23 protein-coding genes are annotated in these 23,951 nt (G+C 35.8%); 1 reads left to right on the top strand and 22 read right to left on the bottom strand.

Annotation, left to right across the window (positions count from 1 at the left end):
- Positions 1–3 precede the first annotated feature (3 nt).
- From RV13_RS13605 to RV13_RS13585, 5 genes are read right to left on the bottom strand one after another with little or no spacing between them, the layout of a single operon-like run.
- Positions 4–1,152 (bottom strand): mannitol dehydrogenase family protein, encoded by a 1,149-nt coding sequence (locus RV13_RS13605; RefSeq protein ID WP_010747007.1) that lies wholly within the window; start codon positions 1,150–1,152, stop codon positions 4–6.
- Between the two features lie 31 nt (positions 1,153–1,183).
- Positions 1,184–2,038 carry a PTS system mannose/fructose/sorbose family transporter subunit IID gene (locus RV13_RS13600; RefSeq protein ID WP_010747008.1) on the bottom strand — a complete coding sequence of 285 codons (855 nt, stop codon included), beginning with the start codon at positions 2,036–2,038 and terminating at the stop codon, positions 1,184–1,186.
- Positions 2,038–2,793: a PTS mannose/fructose/sorbose/N-acetylgalactosamine transporter subunit IIC gene (locus RV13_RS13595; RefSeq protein WP_010747009.1), complete on the bottom strand. Its 756-nt coding sequence runs from the start codon at positions 2,791–2,793 to the stop codon at positions 2,038–2,040. Before RV13_RS13595 ends, RV13_RS13600 begins: the two co-directional genes overlap by 1 nt.
- Before the next feature lie 29 nt (positions 2,794–2,822).
- The gene (locus tag RV13_RS13590; RefSeq protein WP_010747010.1) at positions 2,823–3,314 is read right to left on the bottom strand and encodes a PTS sugar transporter subunit IIB; all 492 of its coding nucleotides are present in this window, start codon (positions 3,312–3,314) and stop codon (positions 2,823–2,825) included.
- A 43-nt stretch (positions 3,315–3,357) separates the two neighbouring features.
- Positions 3,358–3,786: a PTS sugar transporter subunit IIA gene (locus tag RV13_RS13585; RefSeq protein ID WP_035015713.1), complete on the bottom strand. Its 429-nt coding sequence runs from the start codon at positions 3,784–3,786 to the stop codon at positions 3,358–3,360.
- A gap of 226 nt (positions 3,787–4,012) precedes the next feature.
- Here RV13_RS13585 and RV13_RS13580 point away from each other — a divergent pair, with 226 nt between their 5' ends.
- The gene (locus tag RV13_RS13580; protein ID WP_010747012.1) at positions 4,013–5,914 is read left to right on the top strand and encodes a BglG family transcription antiterminator; all 1,902 of its coding nucleotides are present in this window, start codon (positions 4,013–4,015) and stop codon (positions 5,912–5,914) included.
- 1,222 nt (positions 5,915–7,136) lie between these two features.
- On the opposite strand, the gene RV13_RS13575 is transcribed toward RV13_RS13580, so the two are convergent.
- From RV13_RS13575 to RV13_RS13495, 17 genes are all read right to left on the bottom strand, one after another.
- Positions 7,137–9,821: a PRD domain-containing protein gene (locus RV13_RS13575; protein ID WP_010747013.1), complete on the bottom strand. Its 2,685-nt coding sequence runs from the start codon at positions 9,819–9,821 to the stop codon at positions 7,137–7,139.
- A gap of 15 nt (positions 9,822–9,836) precedes the next feature.
- Positions 9,837–10,265, bottom strand: coding sequence for a PTS sugar transporter subunit IIB (locus RV13_RS13570; protein WP_010747014.1), 429 nt, complete (start codon positions 10,263–10,265; stop codon positions 9,837–9,839).
- Positions 10,258–10,656, bottom strand: coding sequence for a PTS sugar transporter subunit IIA (locus tag RV13_RS13565; RefSeq protein ID WP_010747015.1), 399 nt, complete (start codon positions 10,654–10,656; stop codon positions 10,258–10,260). Before RV13_RS13565 ends, RV13_RS13570 begins: the two co-directional genes overlap by 8 nt.
- A gap of 114 nt (positions 10,657–10,770) precedes the next feature.
- Positions 10,771–11,904 (bottom strand): mannitol dehydrogenase family protein, encoded by a 1,134-nt coding sequence (locus RV13_RS13560; RefSeq protein ID WP_010747016.1) that lies wholly within the window; start codon positions 11,902–11,904, stop codon positions 10,771–10,773.
- A 3-nt stretch (positions 11,905–11,907) separates the two neighbouring features.
- Positions 11,908–12,315 carry a PTS sugar transporter subunit IIA gene (locus RV13_RS13555; protein WP_167325167.1) on the bottom strand — a complete coding sequence of 136 codons (408 nt, stop codon included), beginning with the start codon at positions 12,313–12,315 and terminating at the stop codon, positions 11,908–11,910.
- 4 nt (positions 12,316–12,319) lie between these two features.
- Positions 12,320–13,174, bottom strand: coding sequence for a PTS system mannose/fructose/sorbose family transporter subunit IID (locus tag RV13_RS13550; protein WP_010747018.1), 855 nt, complete (start codon positions 13,172–13,174; stop codon positions 12,320–12,322).
- 2 nt (positions 13,175–13,176) lie between these two features.
- The gene (locus tag RV13_RS13545) at positions 13,177–13,971 is read right to left on the bottom strand and encodes a PTS mannose/fructose/sorbose/N-acetylgalactosamine transporter subunit IIC (RefSeq protein ID WP_010747019.1); all 795 of its coding nucleotides are present in this window, start codon (positions 13,969–13,971) and stop codon (positions 13,177–13,179) included.
- 13 nt (positions 13,972–13,984) lie between these two features.
- On the bottom strand, positions 13,985–14,470 hold the full coding sequence (locus tag RV13_RS13540; protein WP_010747020.1) for a PTS sugar transporter subunit IIB: 486 nt from the start codon (positions 14,468–14,470) through the stop codon (positions 13,985–13,987).
- 87 nt (positions 14,471–14,557) lie between these two features.
- A complete protein-coding gene (locus tag RV13_RS13535; RefSeq protein ID WP_010747021.1) occupies positions 14,558–15,334 on the bottom strand; it encodes an acetoin reductase in 777 nt (258 codons plus the stop codon).
- A 689-nt stretch (positions 15,335–16,023) separates the two neighbouring features.
- Positions 16,024–16,269 (bottom strand): DUF4279 domain-containing protein, encoded by a 246-nt coding sequence (locus RV13_RS13530; protein ID WP_010747022.1) that lies wholly within the window; start codon positions 16,267–16,269, stop codon positions 16,024–16,026.
- Positions 16,270–16,462: 193 nt separating this feature from the next.
- A complete protein-coding gene (gene scrK, locus RV13_RS13525; RefSeq protein WP_060789485.1) occupies positions 16,463–17,332 on the bottom strand; it encodes a fructokinase ScrK in 870 nt (289 codons plus the stop codon).
- Between the two features lie 19 nt (positions 17,333–17,351).
- Positions 17,352–18,473, bottom strand: coding sequence for a glycoside hydrolase family 172 protein (locus RV13_RS13520; protein ID WP_060789484.1), 1,122 nt, complete (start codon positions 18,471–18,473; stop codon positions 17,352–17,354).
- Position 18,474: 1 nt separating this feature from the next.
- Positions 18,475–18,870 carry a PTS sugar transporter subunit IIA gene (locus RV13_RS13515; RefSeq protein WP_060789483.1) on the bottom strand — a complete coding sequence of 132 codons (396 nt, stop codon included), beginning with the start codon at positions 18,868–18,870 and terminating at the stop codon, positions 18,475–18,477.
- An 18-nt stretch (positions 18,871–18,888) separates the two neighbouring features.
- A complete protein-coding gene (locus RV13_RS13510; RefSeq protein WP_060789482.1) occupies positions 18,889–19,686 on the bottom strand; it encodes a PTS system mannose/fructose/sorbose family transporter subunit IID in 798 nt (265 codons plus the stop codon).
- A gap of 1 nt (position 19,687) precedes the next feature.
- On the bottom strand, positions 19,688–20,476 hold the full coding sequence (locus RV13_RS13505) for a PTS mannose/fructose/sorbose/N-acetylgalactosamine transporter subunit IIC (RefSeq protein WP_060789481.1): 789 nt from the start codon (positions 20,474–20,476) through the stop codon (positions 19,688–19,690).
- A gap of 13 nt (positions 20,477–20,489) precedes the next feature.
- Complete coding sequence (locus RV13_RS13500) at positions 20,490–20,966, bottom strand: PTS sugar transporter subunit IIB (RefSeq protein ID WP_048717770.1); 477 nt, start codon at positions 20,964–20,966, stop codon at positions 20,490–20,492.
- Between the two features lie 69 nt (positions 20,967–21,035).
- Entirely contained in the window at positions 21,036–23,696 is a 2,661-nt protein-coding gene (locus RV13_RS13495; protein WP_071875967.1) for a sigma 54-interacting transcriptional regulator, read from the bottom strand.
- Positions 23,697–23,951: the final 255 nt, after the last annotated feature.

Below are 23,951 nucleotides of genomic sequence, written 5' to 3'. Positions count from 1 at the left end.
TGCTCATTTTTTTAGACTTTGATAAAGGTTGACGACTTTTTTGGTAATAGGACTTGTCGCAGGTAATCCTAAAATTTGACTTATTCCTTCTTCATCTCCTTGTTTTTCTAGTAATCTCTTCATTTTTGTTGCGCTTTCATCTTCTGGATCATCGTAGAGCACGCCAAATGCGATTGCCCTAGCAACTCCATCATAAGATAAACTGTGCTTCTCGCAAATTTGAGCCACTCCGGTTAAGCGGTCTCCCTTATATAATTTTCTCAAAGGATCAAACCCTACTCTACTAATTAATTCGGGCTCTTCTTCACTAGGTAAATCAAGGTGACCAAGAAAAATATCAAGCTTTTCTTCTGGATTATTATATTCGGCCATTACAGCCTTCTTTGTTTCTTCTAGTACAGTATCCATTAGTTGTGCAATCTCTGGGTCATTTTTAGCTTCTCCAATTGTCGAATACCCCTTGTAATACCCAGCGTAAGCCGAAGTAGCGTGAGGCCCGTTTCGAGTAAAAAGTTTTATATCTTTTAAATCTTCTAAATCATCTACAAGTTGAATCCATTTTACATCACTAATATCGACATTTAATGGTTTTTGAATCAATAATGTCTCAAGAACTTTTGTTGTCAGGAATAAATCAGCAGTTGTTTTTGCATTAGAACTTCGTCTCACAATCATATCTCTTAAAGCAACATTTTTGTCAAACCAATTCTTTTCAAGTTCGGTTAATCCCTCAACAAAATATTGATATATTTCTGGCATAATATGGTTTTTATTCGTACAACTGACGATGCTCAATAGTTTCTCAGGATTTTTTGAGATTCTCATTTTAAGAGCTTTTCTTAAAAATTTCACTGCTTCTGGAATATCTTCTGGATACAAGGCTAACATTACTAAATCTGCTTCAACTAAAACATCTTCACACGCATGATCTTGATCAAGTAAGTAGGACTGATAATTTGATACTTCTCGTTTCTCGTTTCGATCTGAATAATAAGCTTCAACAGTATATTTGTTATTATTCATTAACGAAGTAATCACGTCGGGGTTTTTGTCCAAAAAAGTAATTTGATAATTTCCTGCTTCTGTAAACATATCCCCAAGCGTTCCTTTACCTTCTTTGCCAGCACCTACAATGACAAGACTTTTCTTCATTTATGTTTCCTCCAATTTTTTTATTAATAATCTAAAAAATTCCTATAAAAGATCCTAAAATACAAATTGCAATAGTACCTAGCGAAATCACACTGTAATTGACCTTTTTACTTTTTACAAGAAAAAATAGACCAAATACGACAGCGATAGGCAGAATTCCAGGAGCGATACTATCTAAAATATCTTGTAGTACTATTGAATTACCATTCCCTACATTAAATTTTAAGGGGGTTTCCAAGTGAACATATTGCGCTGATAAAGCCCCCATCATGAATAATCCTAAAATACCTGTTCCAGATATCAACTCATGAACTAATCCGCTTTGCAAAAGATTTTTTACAGAATCTTTTCCTACAGAATAACCTAAGTGAAATAAGACTTTAGAGATGTAGTAAGTGACAATTGGGAAGAGCGCAGCAATAAAGATAGCTAGTATATTCCCTTCCATTGCGAATGTAATGGCAATACTATAAATTATGGTTTTGATTGTTCCCCAAGTCAGTGTATCCCCAATCCCTGCTAATGGTCCCATCAATCCTGTTTTCAAACCCATAATCGCCGGATCTGGAATATCTTCATTGTTGGATTTTTGTTCTTCCATCGCTACTACAATTCCATGGATAGGGGTCCCCCAAATAGCCTCCGTGTTGAAAAAATTCATATGTCGAATCAAACCTTCTTTAAAACTTTCAGGTGTAGTGAACAATTTTTCTAGTGCTGGAATCATACTATAGCAAAAAGAAACAGTTTGTAACCTCTCAAATGAGTTTGACATTTCACAAGTCATATACCAACGATTGAATACTCGATTCAAAGTTTTTTTGTCAAGTTTATCCACCTTCCCACTATCATTTTGTGTTGATACTTCAGCTTCTTGATTTTTCATTATGCCTCACCTTCCTTAAGATTGCTCTCTCTGCGTAGCAATACGATTAACAATGAAATACAGACCCCGAAAATTGCTGCCCCGATAATCGAGATTTCGAAATATTGGATTAAAAAGAAACCGACGATAAAGAATGGAATGTAATTCTTTTTCCCAATAACAATCATGGAAATACTAAAGCCCAGTGCTGGTAACACACCACCAGCAACGCTCATTCCATTAGTTAACCATACTGGCATCGAGTCAAGAGCACTCTGAACAAGATCGGCTCCAAAAAAATTGATAATAAAAGCTGGTGGAAATCTCAAAAAGAAACCGACAATAACTGGATAAACCCATGCACAATTTCTTATTCCTTTGGCATTTCCTTCAGCAGCATACTTATCAGCTAACGTTGTAAAATAACCATTAATAAATCGTTTCAGCTGATCCATTAAGCTTCCCAAAAGTCCAAATGGAACGGCAAGCGCAATTGCTGTTTCAGCACTGAGATTTAAAGTTAATGCCAATGGGATAGCTATAACTCCTGCCAAACATTCATCTACAGAAACATTTCCCCCAGTGTGAACTAATCCTACATATACCATTTCAATTCCTGCACCAATGATTAAAGCAGATTTTACATCACCATAAATCAGACCAAAAACTACAGACATTGTTAACGGTTGGATAATAAAATTCTGTAATGTGTATCCTGGTCTAGAAAGACCAATCCAATACCATAATCCCGCAATAATTGACATAACCAATTTCATGCTAATTCCCCCCCCATTTTTCTTATTTATTACAATTTGAACTGCTTAAGAACTTTTTCTAGTTTTGTTTTTGATAATTCAGGAACTGGCTGAAGTACAACATCCACTCCAGAATCTGAAATTTCCTTCAGTTTTAGCGCTTCGCTCAAATCGAAAGAAATAGCTTTAAAAACATTTATTCTCTCCCCTTTTTTAGGAAGTTCTCCTAATTGAAGATCATTGAATGTAAAGCCTTTTTTAAACGCTTGATAGCAATTTTCAATATCTTGGAATAGAATCATAGTATTCCCTTCACTCAATCGGTCTTCTTGAAGTCTTTTTATTGCTTCATTAACACTTAAAATTGAACATTTCACTCCTTTAGGAGCTGCTGATGCATAAATCTGTCCCATAAAATCGTCTTTGTACAATTCATCATCAATTATAATCACCGTCTTTGATCCTGTAATAGGAATCCACTTAGTGATTACTTGCCCATGAATCAGTCTACTATCAATACGTACAAGTTTGATATTTCCCAATGTTCTCTCCTCTTTTCCATTGTAAGAATAAATCCCAATATACTTACTTCTTACTTTCTGTGATACGCTGATCTAAAAAAAGAAACAAATCAAAAATGCTATTTTTTCCTGAATCAATACACTGTTGTTTAACTTCTTCCAAATTATTAGTTTGTTCACGAGTATTTAAAGCTTCCAATAAGATTGGTAAATTGACACCAGTTACACATTCAATACTGGGATCTTCTAAAAAGCGTGCGACCGAATTGGAAGGGCTCCCTCCAAATAAATCTGTCAGTACGAGTACTCCTTTGTCTTTATTTAATTTTTTCAAAATGGCCTGTAGTTCTTGTCTCCAAAGTGTGTAGTCATCTCCTTGATGAAGACAATGAGAAAACAACTTTTCTTGCTCGCCCATAATCAATTTTGATGTTTCGATAAGCTCTTTTCCTAAATTTCCATGTGTTGCAATTACTATCGGAAACAATGTCATACCTCCTTTACTTTTATTAGATGCTTTATAATAACCGCTTTGGTTTATAGACCTACTATATCATTCAACAAATCAAGTTTTCTTCATTCTTTTTGCATGGACTTCCTGCAAAGAATACCAAAAAAAAATTCATTAAATTGCAGGAATATTCCTGCAATTTAATGAATTCTAAAAGAAAAAAATACTATATACTAATACTATGAATAAGAAGTGGAGGAGATAAACAATGAAACTTTCAACGAGACAAGCTCAAATTTTAGAGTACTATACTCATAATAAAGACAATTATATTACTGCAAAAAAAACAGCAAAAAATTTTAATGTCAGCATCCGAACTATTTTGACTGAGTTAAAATCGATAAAAGAGTTTAGCCAATTGCACCCTTCTTTTCAATTAGAAACCTTACCTAGTAAAGGAACGAAATTAACAATTTTAGATAGAACACAATTTAAGGAAGACTTAGCTCTTATAAAAAAAAGGCCCCCGCTTTCAAATGATCATACATATAATCGTGCTAACTCAATTATTAAATTTTTACTGGATCAGTCTGACTATGTGAGTAAATATTATTTAACAGAAAAATTTTTCATTAGTGAGACCACTCTTTATAATCATATAACTGAAGCGAAAAAAATTCTTGCAAAATATCAGTTAAAACTTGAATACAAAACAAATTTAGGATACAAAATTAAGGGAAGTGAATTGAATAAACGAACTTGTATCGCAAAAATCGGACTTGACTATAAATTAGGGCAACGTTTCCCTGAAAAAACAAATGAAATTTATACAATTGTAGCCGACACTTTCATTAAGTATAAATACCGAATTAACGAGGAAACCTTGTTAAATATTACTGCTCATGTATCTCGATCTTTGCAGAGGACACAAAGTTTTCACTTCATCGAGCAAACATTCGATCAAGACTTATCTTCAACTGATGAGTATACCATTGCAGATGAAATTCTCTCATCCTTCATTCCAACTCATACAATGAAAGATGAATACTACATAAACGAAGTCAATCTTTTAACACAAATTATTTTAGGGAAACTCGATTACACAGGAAATAATCGTCTTCAAGAAGATATAAATCAGTTTATTGATATTGCTTTTGAATCCATTTATCAGAAATTCTCAATTAATTTTGATTCTGTAGATAATTTAAGGTTGTTACTAGCGTTGCATTTAGTTCCATTATTTTATCGAATTCAATCTGGCACTCAATTGAAAAATCCACTTCATTCAGAAATAGAAAAGTCGTTTCCTCAAGCATATGATATTGCACTCTATTTCTCGTTATTAATCAAAGAAAAATTCAATTTTGTAGTATCTAAAGATGAAACGTCGTTTTTAACACTCTACTTTAATTATGGAATGGAAAACTACTTATCTATTTCTGTGGGAAAGAAAATATTGATTCTAACTTCATTACGAAAGTCAGAAACTATTCTATTGAAGCATAAAATACTTAATTGGCTGCCCAATCAATTAGAAGTGATCGACTTCGTTGCTCCACAAATGATCGATTCTACTATTAAAGTCAATGAATATGATGCTGTATTTACTACTGAAGATTATCTTGAAAAATATCAGAATATCGTACCTAGCATCAATATATTTCCCACCGAACAAGATTTACGCAAAATAGAATTGGCAATTCAAGGGTATACAAACTATAATTCTATTTTGAGCAAATTTACTAAGGATTGTTTTTTTTATGGAGAAGCTTCATCTAAAGAAGAAGCTTTAAAGATAGTAATTGAAAAGGCAGTAGACAAATATCAATTGGATAAGAGTTTTGGCGAGTCTGTTCATGCTCGTGAGGAGATGGTCAGCACTTATTTTGGAAATAGAGTTGCCACACCACATACTTTAACACCTAATTCGGATGAAACATTTGTTTCTGTTGTTGTTTTGAAAAATGATGTGCTATGGGATAAAAAAAACTCTGTTCGAATCATACTGTTAGTTTCGATTGCAAAAAATAATCCGAAAGAATTACAGTTTTGGGATTACTTGACGACCTTTTTACAAAGTGAAAAATTGGTTAACAAAGTAATTGAAAATCCTACGTTTTCCTGTTTTTTATCTACCATGAAGGAGTCTCTGAAAAATAAGTTTGAGTAAAAACAAAGCAAACTTTAGTCATAAATGATAATGAATTAGAACCATAAACAATTATAGAAATATCTATACATGATCAATTGGAAAAATACAGCTAGTGTGACATACTTATCTATTATTTTTCAAATATATTTACGATTCTTCTGATTGTTTTGCATTTATTTAGAATTGATGTAACAAGTTAATCTGTATTTAGATTTCGAATAATCAGCACAAATGACTCAACTAACAAATATAATGGTGCAAATGACAGATAGAAATAGTCATGTATGGATCTGCTTCAAGAATTTCTAGAAATCTTCTCCTTTTAATTTAAAATGAGTAGTTAAGAAACAACTTTCAGTTGAGTTGTGGGCTTAATCGCTAATTTTCGAATGTTTTTCAAAGCAAATAAACTAAACGTTATATAAGTATTTACAAGCGGTAATATCACCCATGATTATCATATCTTTACAATTAGAATGGACATTCTTAATAGGAGTAAGAGAATATGATGATTCATTTTCTGATGGAAAATTTCAAAAAAGTTTAATTAACCATTTAGGAGATAATGACACTGGGGCTGATCATATTATAGCAAGAACGTCTTGAGAAGTAATAAGGCCCCGTAGAGCAAAACAGCCATTTTTACTGATAGACATAATTTTGTTGAAATAGATTTTACAATATTAGAGAAGCTTTATTGAGCTCTAGTTTAAAACTATTGGAAAAAGAGCACTATAATTTCTAAGTCTGAGGGAAAATCATTCTATTAGCCCTAGAGTTACCTTATTCAAATGTCGAAATAGAAATGTGCACTCATATTAAAGCGTTAAAGCGCTTCGCATACGAATTCATAAGCTTTAAAAAAATGACAATAAATCGAACATACAGTGATGGAATAAACTAAAAAATGTTAATCAGCGAAATAATTCGTATTTAATCTCTGGTTGTCGAATTATAAAATTGGCTCGAATGTCTATTAAATAAAAAGCATCTAAAGTAGAAAAGCAATCCTACCTTAGATGTTCTTCTTTTGTTCTATAAGTCCTATATGCCAAAGAGCTGAAAAAAGTAGATTTCTCATTTCAAGATTCCTACCAGTGATGATTATTACATTGTGAAATATTAATATTCATTTGAACTAGATCCAAAATCCCCTTTTCTTCTTTCTCCTTGATAGAATTTTGAGACCTAAAATATAAACTAAGATGAACATTTATCTTGTTAAAGTTTGCTTATTCCATCAACCATAAATGTAATAAGCGATGTAATCAATCTCGCTTTTTGGGATTTCAATATCAAAGGCTCGTTTGATATTCATAAAACTATCCATTATTTTTTGTTCCATCGCCGGATCAGCTAGTGAAGGAATGCCTTCATATGAAATAACCCGCTGCTTAGTTACCAGCTTTTCAATCAAACAGCTTACATGAATGTACAGTCCCATCTTAGTTCCAATTGAAAATTTCTGTGCCAAATGAATTTCCAGCTGATAAATAGAATCTTCAACCAAATGAAACAATTTGATAGGGTCGAGAAATGTAATACTCTCAATAATATTTTCCAAGGAAAAGGATTTCGCCAAATTCTTTTGGAAAATTTCAATTTCTTCATTTGACATACTGGACTTAGTTTGAAAGATCTGCTCTACCTTTTCTAGCGCTTCTTGCGTGATTACTTCTTCAATCGGAATAAACTCAGCATCATTAATCTTATGATTGCTCATTCCTGAAATGAATAGAACATTGTACTCTTCTTTCGTCTCATTCCAAAGATTTCGGTCATTGACCACCCGGCTGTCAATCGGTGCAATGGTTATATCGCTGGATACTGGCAGGCTTTTCTTGAACAGCAGCGAGAACTCTTCGGCCATGTTGCTGTTGATGTCGGAAATAAACAATACAGCATCCTTCTTTTTGCCAGATTCAAATTTCACATATTTACAGGTACAAGCTCCACAGATTTCTTCCATGTCTTTATCCATCAGCGTGTTTTGTCCAACATGCAGTCCAATTTCCAAAGCCAGCGAAGTAGTTACATTATCAATCAGATAAATATTAGCGTCAGCGAAATCCTTCAGCATTACCCCTACTTCGGACAAAGACCCCATGTCAATTAAAACGACAATGCGTTCATAGGAAAGCTGTTGATACTTCGACAAATAATCATACAATTTTTTTAAAATGTCTTGGGCATTGCTGTCAATTGGCATATCAATAGGGGTGTATATTTTTTTTCCTAAAATTGAGTTGGTTACATCTGCTATCGAACTAGCGGTCGAATAGCCATGACAGATGATGAAGCACAAATTCCGGTTGATGACCATGTTAGTGTTGTAGCGGGCAATATTGATGAACAGCAATAATTTATCGGTACTATCCAACGTTAGATTCAGGGCACTTTCCAGCTTAATCAGCAATTCTTCTGCTAGATAACTCTGATCCTTGAAATGAATCTCTAGATAATAATTTATCTGATTGGTTTGCTCATCAGTAAAACCCCCGGCCTCAGAGCTTTTCAATTGATATTTTGAAAAAAGATACCTAGCTAGTACAACCATAAAATTGGCCGGAATCATGATTCGGTTGGCGGTACTGAACTGAGTAAACAGTTCAGTAATCGCATGCTGAAGCGCATTGATTTTACCATTATTATAATTTTGCTCGTAAATCAAATAATCCGCCAGCTCGGCATAAGTGCCATAGGCTTGTTTGACAAACGCTTCTTCATCAAAGCTGTGATTCAACTGCTGAGTCAGTTGCCGAAACAGCTTTTTACTAAAGCTGCTGAGCACTTCCGCAAAATTATCCACGACAATGTCATTGGGACTTAACAACACCTCTTCATTACCCGGAGAAATACCGAGTGCTTCATTGATCGGGAGTTCATTGGGTAAAGACATGCGATTGATGATGATCTCCTGGCTGCTGTCACTGTTAGAAAACACGGCACTGGAAATAAGCAAATTGTTAAAGTCAATCAGGTTTCCTTCAAAGGCGGCCTGCAGCAGAAAATTCATGGCACTTTGCGTAATCTTAAGACTTTTTTTCAGTTTGCGTTCCTCGTTAAACATCGCTGTCCGTAAAAATTGCTTCTTTTCTACCAGTGAACGATTTTCCAGCAACGGCAGTTCAACGGAAATGGGGAATTGATTCCGTACAGCTTCGTTCATGGTTTCAATTTGAAGGGCTGAAGCAAACATGCGAAATTGTTTCGTAAACTGATTCAGCAGCAAATATTGAGTAAAGTGATCCAAGTAGTCCAAATCATCAAAGAAAATCAGCGTATGCTCAGACAAATTTTGGGCTATTTCCGAAACCTTTTTCAGCTTCGCGTTTCGTTTTAACGTTGGGGAGATTTCTTCAATCCCGATCGTAGCTGCGGTTTTGTCGAAGTTTTTACAGGTGACGATGAGCATCTTGCTGCTGGGGGGAATCAGTTCTTTGATCAGACAATATTTATAGATAAGGTAACCGATGAAGCTTTTACCTGTCCCTCTAGCGCCATGCAGAATAAAGGGAATTCCCTCCTCTGAATATTCCAGCGCCGCTTTGCACTGGGACAGCGGATAAGCAAGGCTGAGATCATGTCCAATGGCTTCGTAGAAATCTTCCTTAGCATCTCGTTCATTGGTTAAATAGTCGACAAATTCCTCAATCCCATCGAAAATGTTCTTTTTGACAGTCAGACCGAAGAACTGCTCAACCGATGAAACCTCTAAAAAGTACACCGGCTTTGATTGAATTTTTACCAGTTTCTTCTCTTTAAACAAACTATTCAAGTATTGCGAGGCCAATCCACGGCTGATACACAAGGAATTAGCGATATGAATTGTCGTGAAATCTTTTAAATCCTCGGCTCCCAGCTTATCCAATTTATACTCTTTTGCTTTTAAATATTCTAATATTTCTTGCCTTACATCTGCCACGTTTCTTCCCCCCAATCAATAAAGCTGGTCATCGAAATCAAAACAAAGTACCATTTCTCTATTCCCCAGCACAGCTTTTAATTTTTCCGTAACTAGCGACTCCAGTTCCTCAACATTTTTTTCGCATAACTGTTCTTCCTTCACAGCTAAAAGAGCCATATGTTCAAGCTCAGGAAAAAGCTGACAGCAGTCTACTGCTTCTTTGAAGGTTGCCACCAGCAAGACACTGTCCTCATCAAGTTCATAGGTCTTCAACTCCTCATGGCTAACAAAGGTCACCTTAAGATCCTTTGGTACAATCGCTCGAAACGTCGCCTTCTTCATAAAGTTGGACACCAGCTGATCATTGCAGACAACCAGTTCATTAAAGCCGATTTTTTTGCGCCATTTAATAAATATCCGGCTATGAATCAGCCGATAATCAACCAAAATGTACTTACTCATCTTTTTTCCCCTTCATAATCAGCAGCATCCGATCCCTGCTTTGCTGGATTGCCTCTTCAATACGCTGCACTAGCGGTAGCTCCTGATTCAGTAAAATCACATTGATCAACAAATCAACATTCACTCCAGTGATTAGGAAAATGCGCGGGTCTGTTTGATACTCCATAAAAAAATTACTGACACTGCTGCCGAACATGTCCGCAAAAACAACTAGTTGCTGCTCATCGCCTAATTGTTCAATCATGGTTCGAATGGTAGTCTCTGGGTCTCGATCTTCAGTATAGGCGCAAAGAGTCTGACAGTTTTCCAACGCTTCGCCTGACAGCAGCTTCAAGGTATTGATCAGTTCTTTAGCCAAATTTCCGTGGGTTGCGATTAAATAGTTTTCCATAGCCCTTCTCCAAACTTGATAGATTCTACTATTATTATAAAGCTATTTTGCCCATTCTTCACCTTTCCCTAAAAACGAGTGCAGGATGGAACAAATCACGTCCCATCCTTCCCCTTATAATTTTTCGTATTCTTTGACGATGTTTGCCACTAATTGAGGATCAAGCCCTGTTATTTCCTCTACTGCCTGGGCGATCCCTGAATCAGCAATAAGCTTTTGCAATTCAAGCGAGCTGGAATCTTCTTCGTCCTTGTATTTAAAGCCTAAAGCAACCGCCTTGTCCAAAGCTGAATGAGGGAGTTGATGCTTTTCGCAAAGTAAGATAGGGCCGCACAGACGATCCTTCAAGGACAACTTGCGAATCGGATCAAAGGCGACGCGTCTAATACTGTCTGGCACCTCTCCTTTTAGTTTCGGAATCGCTGAAAGCCGCGTTAATTCTTCCTGCGTTAAGTTATATTCTTTTATACACGCTTGGTTGATCTCTTCTGCTACTTCCTGAATAAAACGCAGGTTCTCTTGATCGGCTTCCGTGCTTGGAATATCACTGTATCCAGTATAGTGCCCGATAAATGCGGTTGCCGCATGAGGACCATTCAAGGTATAAATTTTGATTTCCTTTAACAACGGAACATTTTCTGCTGGCTCCATCCAGTTCACTGCAGCCAAGTCCGCATGTAAAGGTGTTTCAATTAACAGTGAGGCAGCTGCCATACTGAATAATTTCCTTGCAGATGCCGAAGTGCCATCAGTAGAACGGCGAATAATCGCATCCTTAATAAAAATGTGGTCTTCAATCCAAGTATAGAAAGCAGCGTCCACTTGATCCTTTAAATATTGATACATTTTCGGTACCAAATACGTTTGATTGGTTAACAAAATGATATCTAGCTTTTTGTCAGCTGCTTGTTGACGCATCAGCTGAAAATCAGCCAGCAAATAGGAAAATACTTCCGGTAAATCTTCTGGGTAAACCGGAACCATCACCACATCAGCTGTTAAGAAGCTGTCGCTTTCTGGATGACTGTCGTCGGTTAAAAAGGTCTGATAATTGGTTACTTCTCGGGTATAAATTTCTTCTGTTGTTGAGATTTCTACTTGGTAAGGGCCTTGGTTTAAAGCCGCTACAACCTGCGGATCTTTGTCTAAAAACGTGACCCGCCAATTGGCCGCTTCAAATACTTCGCCAATAAATCCTTTGCCTAATCTTCCGGCACCAATAATGAATACTTCCTGCTTTTTTTCCATTGATTAACAACTCGTTTCTATCGAATGATTGATTGAAATTCCTTTATGCGCTTCAGCAACTGCTTGCTCCAAACACTTGAAACTATCTGCTTCCTGCGGCAAAGCCATACATAAAGCAAGCAGCATCGGCAAATTGACCCCGCTGACCAATTGGTAGTTTAGACGATCAAGATCCAACGCCTTGATCAGCACTTGATTGTAGGGGGTCCCATGAAGCAAATCACATAAAATGATCAAGGGCTCTTCTTTGTTTTCCAAGAAATAACTAGTCAACTTGGTTTCAAAGGATTCAAGCCCTTCTTCATTTAAACAAATACTCGTAATAAACTCCTGCTCTCCGGCAATCATGAAACAGGCATTGCACAGCTCCTGGGCTAAATTTCCATGGGATAATACTAAAATTTTTGTCATATGATCACCCATGATGTCCCGTACTATAGCCGATGATGCGGAAGAAGGACAGAACGAAAATCCCCACTAAATAGATCAAAATCATTTGCAGTGTACTGATTTTTTTCTTCTTCATAACCCACCAAGTACCCAAAACCAAAGCCAACGGAACAATTTTAGGGAAGATACCATCTAGAAGATCCTGCACCATGACCTGGTCATTCCCGCTTGGAATAGCCAAGGTAAGTGACAGATTGACATAACTAGCTGCGACACCACCCATAATCATCGTTCCAAAAAGGATGATGGCATTTTTGATTTTATTGGCTTTTTCGCCAATTAACGTATTGATGCCATTTACACCTAAACCGTAGCCTTTAAAAAATAGAAATTTCATAATGATTGTAACGATCGCGGTATAAGTCACCATGTAAAAGATTGCCCCTAAAGGACTTCCACCTTCTGAAAAAGCAATCGCAATTGAAAGCAGCAGTGGGATAATCATGCCAGGATTCATCGCATCTCCTACACCGGCCAGCGGTCCCATTAAACTGATTTTCGTTGTTTCAATCAAATCATCATCGACATTATTATTTATCGCCTTTTGCTCTTCCATCGCCGTAATAACACCCCAGATGACGCTGCCAAACACGCTCTCGGTATTAAAAAAGGTGGAATGTCTGCGCATTCCGTCAGCCTGACCGGCCTTGTTGTAAAACTTTTTAAATAAAGGGATTAACGACCAAGAATACTGCATCCCTAGCATACGTTCCCACGAAGCCGCTGCTGGGAAGGACCAAGCAAATCGACGCCAAATCGCATTGAGTTCTTTTTTTGTCAGTTTTTCCTGAGTAACTGTCTGAATTTTTGTCTCTTCCATTGCTACAATACCTCCTCATCAAAGTTGGTTTCTCTTGGGGCTTCATTTCCTTCTGAGAAACTTGATTTGTAATATAAGAATGCCAAGGCTCCACCGAAAATAGTTAAACCTAAAATATTCAGGTTCATAAATACAATTCCAACAAAACCGACCAAAAAGAACAAGATGTATTCATTTTTCCGAACACTTTGAGTTAACAGTGTGGCTATCCCAACAGCTGGTAAAACTGCGCCCAAGGATAGAAGTCCTGCTTGGACAAATTGCGGCATTGAATCAATAAAATTACCAACATATTTAGCACCTAGATAAACCGCCAAAAAGCAAGGTACTCCTCTGATTAGAAATTTAAGCAGCTGAGGATAGACTAAGTAGGCTTTATTGTATTTGTTGTAGTCAACCTCCTCGATGGCTTTGTCCTGCATTTTGTGAAAAAATGACGTTACTGTAAAATCCAACTGACAAACAAATGAGCCCAGTACACCAATGGTAGAGGCTAAAGCAATCGCAGAACCACTATCCATATTAGAAGCTAGGGCAATCGCCATAGCCGGGTAGGAGACAAAGGATAAATCAATCGGCATAGATCCGCCTGGTGTGACCACTGCTAAATAGACCAATTGAACAGCTACCCCTAATTGAATACCACCCGCTACATCACCTAAAATAATGCCGCAAATAAATCCGCCAATTAATGGCCGTCCCAACACATACCAGCCAAACTGTGAGCCGTATAGCGGAAACTCATTCCCGCTGATGACACAGAAAATTGATATTAACAAACACTGTATAACTGTCATTGTTTACACTCCTTTACATTTTGTTTCTGATTTCACTCCATGTACTGCTCTTCTTTGGTCCCCCCATCGGAACGATTGAAAATTTGTAACCTTGATCATCTAAGTCATTGTATGCTGCCACTTCCTCTTGATTAAGAGCAAATCCTTTAATTACATCCTTAGCATCTGCTTTTTTACTGGCTGTTCCTACGCTGATTGTCTCTTTGATTGAATACCCTGCAGCAAACAGTGCTTGAATCGTCAAAATATTTTTAAAAATGATGATATATTTTTTGTTGGAGGCTGCTGCCTCTGGAAGCTTCCTAGCTGCTTTCTCAACCGAAAAGCATAAAAGCTTAACGGTATCCGGTACTACCTGCTTGTAAATGGTTAAAAGCTGACTGTTTTGTGCAATGTTGTCATCGACAATAATAATCCCGTCACATGGATAATTAGGAAAAAGTTGAATCATAGTCTGTCCATGAATAACCCGATCATCAATTCTGTATAAAGTAATCATTTCAATCCCCTCCAAAAGTTACTATAAAGTACTGCTGCAGCTATCGAATACCGAGTAAATCAAAGCGATAGCTGCTTCATTCTTAAGTTATGACATGCCGCCATCCACTACGATTGTCTGCCCGGTAATATAATCCGCTTTGCTGCTGGCTAAAAAGGAAACAACCTTCGCTACATCCTCTGGCCTTACTGTTCTGCCTAGCGGGATCTGACTAATGAAATCGGCTTTGTTCTGTCCAATCGGCTTACCATTAATTTGCGACATTTTTGCATCAATCTCCTCCCACATATCCGTTGTGCCCACTACGCCAGGTGCATAGTTGTTAACAGTAATATTGTCAGGCGCTAGTTCTAATGCTGCTGACTGGGTAAAAGAAATAACTGCTGCCTTCGTTGCTGAATAGACTGACCAGATCGGAAAGGCTTTCATTCCCGCAATGGAAGAGGCATTGATAATTTTTCCCGGAATACCTAATTCCTTAAACTTTTTACCAGCTGCTTGAATCCCATACAATACGCCAAACACATTCACCTTAAAACTCATTTCCAAATCAGCTTCAGCAACACTGACAACTTCATCCACTTTGGCAATTCCTGCATTATTAACCATCGTTGTTAAGGTACCAAAATGAGCCACTGTTTGATCAACTGCTGTAAATACCTGCTGCTGATCTGTTACATCTGTTGGAAAGAATTTCGCTTCTTGTCCATTTTCCTTCACCAATTTCACTGTTTCTTCCGCACCCTCAGCTTGACTTTTTAAGTCAACGATTGCGATATCATAGCCATCCTTACTTAGATGGCAGGCAATTTCTCTGCCGATCCCTTGTGCTCCGCCTGTGATTAACGCTACTTTTTTTTTCATATTTTCCTCCTATTTGCTTTTTATAGAACATCTTTACAATTACTTTTTTACCATTATTTTCAACTAAAGGTGGGCTTGTTAAGACAATTAGACAGTCTAGCTAAGAAATTTTTCACTTTTATCGGTGAATATGACACTACCTTTAATTCTATTTACACTTTTGCATATGACTTAAGAATAACGTGAAAAAGAATAAAACTTTTAAAGATGTGTTTTATCTTTCGATAAAAGGAAAGGTTCGCAATCGACGGTCTAGATTTACGTTGCGAATGAATTTGATTGCGGGTATTTATAATTACGAATTATTGAGCTAAGCAGCTATCAGTTTGGAAAGAAGTCTATTAATAAATAGTCTCTCTTTGAACTGTTGAAATATTGAAAAAATCCTATTGAACTATAAAATTAGTCCAATAGGATCAAATATATAACGGATTTTAACTCTTAAATAAATTCCTTCATATATAGTATTGATTCACAAAAATCACATGATAAATCATTCAATAATTAAATATGATACCATATTCGTAATGCTTGTAATACTAGGGAGTGTCTGATAACTAAAATTTAGATAACAATTTTATAACACCATTAGCAGTTTCTCTCTATAGTTCTCTAAAACGGATAAACTTCAAGCAAAAAAATTGAAATCGTGAATATATTTCTATTACAAACGACTTTTCAGACACGCCCTAGTAACTATTTTTTTTAGGTTTTAATTCTTTTAGTGTACAATGCATTTGATTTTCGACAAAAACATCGTATTCGTCACAAAGTCCAAATTTCCATGCCACAAAATCAAATTTTCTTCCATTCTTTTTCTCGTCACCGATCCGCCATTGCTCGAATGGCTGCAAGTTCAAATAGCTCACGATATCATCAGATTCAAAATTTTCTTTAATGCTGAAACAAGTATAGCATCTCGTTTTTTCTGTCATAAGCTACCTTTTCGATCCATTTTTATCTATTTAATGTGCTATAAAGCCTATCATACCGCGGAAAATCAAAAAATATCATCATTTATGATACGGCTCCCCGTATCGTAAGTGAATGATATTACTGAATACAAATAGCCCGACCACATTAAGTTGATCAGACTTCATAAGCATTTTATTGACTAATACTTTTTGCTTAAGAATTGATTCTAACATCTTTTGCTAAAGTTAAGCATCCTATAGTTCCTGCATTATCTGCTAACTTAGGTGTGACAATGTATTCTTCGATATTTGGCGTATTGACATAGCCGTTAATTAGTTCTAAAAAACGTCTTTGTACTTTCTTTTTCAAATGTTCTTGTTGCATGACACCACCACCAAAAATTATAATATCTGGTGAAAGCGTCAGAGTCGTATTATAGGCACATTGTGCAATATAATCCGCCTCGATTTCCCAGAACGGATCTTCTATAGAAAGATCTTGTCCCTTGGTTCCCGTACGCATCTCGATAGCGAGTCCAGATGCCAACCCTTCGAGACAATCATGATGAAAAGGACAAGCACCAGAGAAAGTATCTCCTGAATGTCTCTTAACTAACGTATGCCCCATTTCTGGATGGCTAAACCCTTCAACAAAAATCCCATCTTGTATAGCTCCTCCACCAACTCCAGTTCCAACAGTGTAATAAACAACACTGGATAAACCTTTTCCATGACCTGAAACATACTCCCCGTAACAAGCAGCATTCACATCGGTTGTCCAAGCAATTGGAATTTCGAAATGCTTATTCAACGTTCCAACAAAATCAAAATTTTTCCAAGCAGTTTTTGGAGTAGAGGTGATATGTCCATAAGTCTTTGATTCACGATGGATATCAATCGGTCCAAATGACCCTACTCCAATGCTTTCTAATTGTTCTTTATAGTGATTAAAGAAATCAATTACCAAACTCATTGTTTCATCCGGTGTAGTTGTAGGAAAACTCACTCTTTCTAAAACCTTTAAATCATCATTGCCAATGGCACAAACAAATTTAGTCCCACCTGCTTCTATTGAGCCATACATTTCTTACCCCACCGTCCTTTTATCTAGGAATTCGTTCTTCCCTGTCTAATAGTTTTTCGAAAGACTCATGTGGTTCCTTTTGGTACCAATAGGCAACAGAAGAAATATCGTCTTGACGCTCATAAAGCTTGATGTCATCATTTCCTAGAGTTTGGAAAGTAACACGTAAATTTTCTTTGAAACTAATGGGGTCGGGTAAATGCCAGCGGTACAACCCATGCATCGGTAAAGCATCATCGCCAAAACCATGAACTGGATTTGGATTAGGTTTTCCAGCACTAAAATAATCCCGGGTGTGATCTCTTTTAGATTGAAAAGGATAGCCCATAAATAGCGTATTAAAATTTTGAGCATATGCCCTTTCTCCAAAGTTCTTTTTATGGAAAGCCCAAGCGCCGCCAAAATAATCTTCTGCTCCTGTAGATGTTATTGTAGGGAAATCTTCATCTCCATCTATATAAAACTTAAATTCTCCTTCCCCCCACCAGTATCTTTCCAATGCGCACAAAGCAAAGTAGGTTCCTACATAATACCCAGTGCCTTTGATTCCATCAATAAGGGTGTAATCTTTTCCTTTTGTCGTGATAGGTTCACGGTTCCATTTAGAATGAAAATACATCGCATCATCCGGTACTTCAGTCAATGCATAATTAAATGTATAAAAAATGTGCTTAATAAACTCAGGATGTTCATTTGTTAAAGTAATCTTAGCTTTTTTTCGAAATGGCATCTCAAAATAGCAATTCATCCCTGATGTTGGATTCACTACGATTGGTAAGGAATTCACTTCACATCTTGTCCCAAACCCATTACAAAAAAAATCTCCTAATGGACTTTCTACAGAAGGAGTAGCTTCATCATCCCAATAAATACGCAAAATTAAATCACGTAAGACGAAACTCCCAGCGATTGTTTTGTCTGTCACTGTCATCCAAAAATGACGTAAAATTCCAGGGCCTTCCATTTCTGCTAAAGTAATTGTCTCTCCAGCATTTATCGGAACAGAAGGTGACCCTTTTCTCCCGATTCCTAGATGACTCGCTGTCATTGCCGCTTTCCCTTTTTCACCATTTTTATTTTCCGGTGAAATAGTTCTACTTTCCTCTCCCTTGTGGAGCCATACATTATTTAAATAATTCATTTTATTCGTCCTCTATCTTTTCTTCACTTTTTTGATTATTCATATAGATGATTTGTTGTTGTGCCTCCGCAATAATTGCTGCAATATCTAAATTATCATTTCCTAACTGCAAAGCGATTGACATTGCCAAGGGAAGATTCATTCCTGAAATTACGTGTACTCTGTCAGAAATATAGGTAAAAAACTTTTGATTTACACTTCCTCCAGCCATGTCAGTTAAAACAATTATTTCGTCTGTAGTCTCCACTAACTCTTTAATTTGTTCATCTATATCATCAGTTTCTTCGACATATGCACATAAGCTACTAATTTGATTATGCATACCTGTTAAAAACTCTAGTGTCTCTTTAAAACCCTCAGCTAGTGTTGAATGGCTAGCAATGATCAATCTTCTCATAATTCAAATCCTTTTCCTTTACGCTAATATTCCAAATGCAGCCATAACCATTGCAAAAACAATAACGAGTAGAATCAAAATGGTCATACTGATTTTTTTCTTACTAAGTAGATAATATGCTGCAGCAGTAATCATTACTGGAATTAATGTTGGTAAAATTTTGTCCAACATTGGTTGGATTTTCATACTAACTTCACCAAAAGTGAATTTAAGTGGCGTTGAAACACTGATAACTGAAGCAATTAATGATCCAACTACTGTTAGCCCCAATACTGAAGCAGCTTCAGTTAAATAATTAATCTTTTCACCGTATTCAGTAACAATCTTCATTCCCTGCTTATAACCAAATTCAAAGCCTCTCATTCGGAAAAAGAAGATTACCATGATTAAAATGAACCATAAAAAGATTCCTACAGGATTATTTTCTAAAGCCATATAAGCCGCAATTGATCCCATGATAGTTGGGATCATCGTCATCAAAAGAGAGTCCCCAATACCAGCAATTGGACCCATCGTGCCAACTTTAAAGTCATTAATCGCATCTTTTGCTTCTAATCCTTGCTTTTCCTCCATTGCAACACAAGCACCTAAAATAATAGCTGCCAGCCAAGGCTGTGTATTGTAATACTGAAAGTGATTATTTAAAGCTTCGATGTACTCATCATCATCTTTGTATAATTTTCTTAAAATAGGTGACAATGCGTAAGTCACAGATGCACCTTGCTGTGTTTGATAATTAAAGGTACAAACTGACATCAACCAACGATAGTTCGCTTTCCTAAGATCCTTTTTCGTTACTTGATATTTTTCGCTCATTTTATTCATCCTCCCCAATAAACCCACCATCAGAAGCTCCCGCAGAAGCAGTGATTTGTGCATCTTTTTCAGCTCGATGATACACATTAAATGCTAAGGCGAATCCTATGATCGCCGCTCCAATAATAGGTACCTTCAAAAAAGCGGCTAAGAAAAATCCAACAAGTAAATAACTAATGTATCGACCTGTAGGCATAAAGCGTAACAACATCGCAATACCAACAGCGGGCAACATTTTTCCGGCTAATGTTAGCCCATCCATAAACCAACTAGGTAAAACATCCAAAACGTAATTAACAGCAGACTGTCCTAAAGTAACGGCAATAAATACTGGAATTGCTGCAGATAAACCAAAGAAAATTGGCCCCAACCACAAAACACTATTCATTTTCTTAAATTCTCGTTTATTCGCATATTCCTGTGATTTGCGAACAACAAAACCATTTAAGATTTTGACAATTACATCTAGTTGCACCCCTAACATACCTACAGGTAGTCCTATTGCTAATCCGGCTTCTACTCCAAGCTGGCTACCAAATGCCGTTGCAATAATTGCGCACGTTCCATAGTCCGGTACAGATGAGCCACCAAAACCGGCAACTCCTAATGACATCAATTGAACTGTACCGCCAACTATCAAACCTGTTTTTATATCACCCATCAAAATCCCTGTGAATAATCCCCAAAAAACTGCGTAATTTACAAAGATCATCGGAATCCCATAATAATCAACATGTTTAATAAATGCTAATACAGTCAGCATAATAATTTGAAAAATAGTAAAATGCATTATCCTTACCCCTTTATCCTAATTTTGATTGAATTTCCTGTGCCTTATCCGCCGGAACAAATTGTGTAACAATTTCTACACCAGAATCCAACAATTTTTTATACGTGCTGATATTTTCATCTGAGGCATAGGCTCTAGAAGATAGCTGTAATGCATTATCTTTAACAACAGTACCGCCAACAATTAGTCGGTCAATTCTAATACCGTTCTCTACTAAATGAAGGATTGTTTCCGGCTCTTTCACGATGACAAATACTTTTTCCTGATCGTATTTTCCCTTTTTAAAATTCGCAATCGCTGTTTCTTCAGTGATAATTGATACAGCCATTCCAGCAGGTCTAGCTAAACGCATACTTGATTTTTGGATGTCGTCATTTGCGACAGAATCATCGATCACCATCACTCTATTTGCTTTAGACATTGGTGCCCATTGCGTGACAATAATCCCATGCAATAAACGGTTATCAATTCTCGACATAACAATACTCATAAATACTTCCTCCTTTATCTTTCATTTTTTTACAAGCAATTACCATGCCAAAAAAAAGAGCTTGATAAATCAAGCTCTTTTTACATAATCATAAACGTATTTAACCTCATGGATTGGGATGTCGACACTATAATAATGTTCAACGACACTGAAAGATTGCTTAAAATATGTCTGAAATTTTTGAAATTCTTCACTCGTTTCATTGAAATAAATTTCATCTTCCAAAGTATTTTGTTTTACTAATCGTTCAATTAAGCAACTTATGTGAACATATAATCCGAAACACGTATTATTATCAAATGAAATTCCTAGATCATTTTGTAAGATGTATATAGCATCTGAAACCTGTTCTAATAATTTAGTCGGATTTAATATGGTCAATTGCTCCATTAAATTCGTTAGACTAAAATTTTTCAGAATATTCTTGTTTAAAACTTTCAGTTCATTATCATTAAAGTGTCTATTCAATTGATTGGAGAATTTACTTATATTCATTCCTAAAATCATATCTTCAATTGAAAAGAATTCTACATCTTCTAGATGTGGATTTAGTGTTCCAACAATAAAAAGAATATTGTTCTCTTTACGAAGCTCCGATAAATAGTTTTCATTTGCTAAAGAGTAATAGTCACACGTTTCTATGACAAGATCAGTATCCCTTGGAAAGCTATCTTCAAGTATCTTTTTTAATTTAAACGAAGTGCCTAATCCGCTTGCACAAGAACAGACAATCATATCCTTCTTAATATTTGATGATTCATAAATATAATCCACATTTTGATTTTCTTTTACTTGTTCAAGAATCTGTTTAAGCGGTAAATCTAATAATATCTGATTTGCAACATCAATAGCCATTCTTGTTGAAACATTGTTTAGTAGTCCGAATTTTTTTTGAGCGTCTAGTTCCAAATTTAGATAAATTTTCTCTAGTGAACCCATATCAACAAGTAAAATAATTTCTTCATATCCGGTACACTCTTGTAAGTATCTATTAGTTTTATCTGCAATCTCACTACTTGAAGTCATTAGTGGCATATCAATGGCGTCGTATATATATCTCCCAACGATCCTATTAGCAGTACTTGCTATACAGGTTGCCGTTAGATCTCCATGAGCCAAAATCAGTGCTAAACGTTTTTGCTGAAATTCTTTACTACACATTAACTTAAATAAAATAACCAAAACATTTTTTTGAATTTTTGTTAAATAAATATCCCCTATTTGAATAAAACGATTGACTAATTGAACTTCTCGACTACACCAACTATTAATATCATTGATGAAGGAATATAATTTATCGTCCGATGTTAATTGAATTTGATAAATCCAAGAATTCAAAAAAATCGACGTTATTTGAAGATAATAATAGTCAAATTCTATTTGAAAATCCCTCTCTATTTCCTTAACATACTGTCTAAATCGAATTTCTTGATAGGTGGGATATGTTAAAGCTGAATTATTTTGGATATCAACATTCTTTTGTCTAAAATATCTATCATATTTCTCAAAAAGCTGCTGCTTATCAGTGTCTTTCTTCCACGTTTGATAAAGATACTCTATAAGTTCGTTGATATTAAAAACTTCGTCTACTTTTTCCAAATCATCCATTTGAATATATTTTAATTCATTCTGTCTTTTCATAACCCTCATGCCGTTGAAATTCACCCATTGTGGTAAATGATACATCTGAATATAAAGTTCTTCCAAATCATCTAAGAAAGAAAAGGCATTGGCACAGGTCAATTGAATGATATTTTTCAAATTGCCAACATTTCCACTAAAGCGATAGTTTAATAAAAAATCTAATAATTGTTGAGATATCAGTATTTTCTTTGCTAGTCTTTCTTCTTCTGATTTAAAAAATATCTTGATTAACTGTTTTCTTTCATAAAGAGAACGACTGTCTAATGTTGGAAGTGTCAGCTTTACAGGTATTCTTCTCAACAAAGTTGATAATAGTTTATCCTCAGGTGGTTCTGATGTTGCAAATATAATCCAGCAACTTGATGTGTACCAGTTTTCATTATCACCCATCCGATGAAATTTCCCCGTATCCATAAACTGAAAAAGTTTCTCCTGACATTCATTGCTCAATGCATGAATTTCATCTAAAAATAAGACTCCATTATTGGCTAATTCTGCTAAACCCTTTCTTCCATCTTCGGCTCCTGTATATGCACCTTTTACATGCCCAAAAAAATTGGACAAGAAAAGTTCTGGATTATTGGCATATTCACTACAATTAACTGAAATGAAAGATGCCTTCTCTTCTATATAATTATTGGCCAACAAATCCTTATATACATAATTTGCTAAATAGCTTTTTCCAGTTCCAGTCTCGCCATGAAGTAAAATGGGTAAGCCATTTGGCGGATAGTAGATTGCTGCTTTAATTTGAGCAATTATATTTCGCAGACTTCCTTGACTTCCGATAACCCTTTCTATTCCAAACCTAAAAGAGCTATCATACCATTTTTCCGCTTCCTCTGAAGAGCTAAAAATTTGTTGATTTGAAACTTTCTCCGGTAAAGAAAAGAAGATTACTGGACGGGTATTGATTTTTCCAAATTCTCCATCTTTTACGAATTCATTCAAATATTGAGAGACAATATTACGACTAACATTCAATTTTTCAGATATTTTCTGTGCGGTATTGTTCCCCCATTTATTTTTAATCTCAGAGTTCTCTGTGACATAATTGACAATGCGTTCTTTTAATTCTTCCATCATAACACCTCCTCGACACTATTTTAATTTCGTCGACAGTATTTTATCACAAATATGATTTGCTAAAAAGTCTTTATTTTATAGTTAGTAGGACACATTATAGAAACAAAAATGAACCCCCATACTTAGACTAAAATATCTTTTATAAATCAGTCATTAACATTTTGAAATATATTTAATTCGCTGGTCTTCAGATTTTTACTCCATCCTTATCGTTATCTGTACAAAAAATGCTATGGTCAAGGACATAACTTATAA

The sequence above is a fragment of the Enterococcus raffinosus genome (assembly GCF_001886185.1).
In the GTDB taxonomy this organism is placed as follows: Bacteria; Bacillota; Bacilli; order Lactobacillales; family Enterococcaceae; genus Enterococcus_A; species Enterococcus_A raffinosus.
Note: the sequence above shows the minus strand (reverse complement) of the source record. Positions and strands in the feature narration are given on the sequence as shown.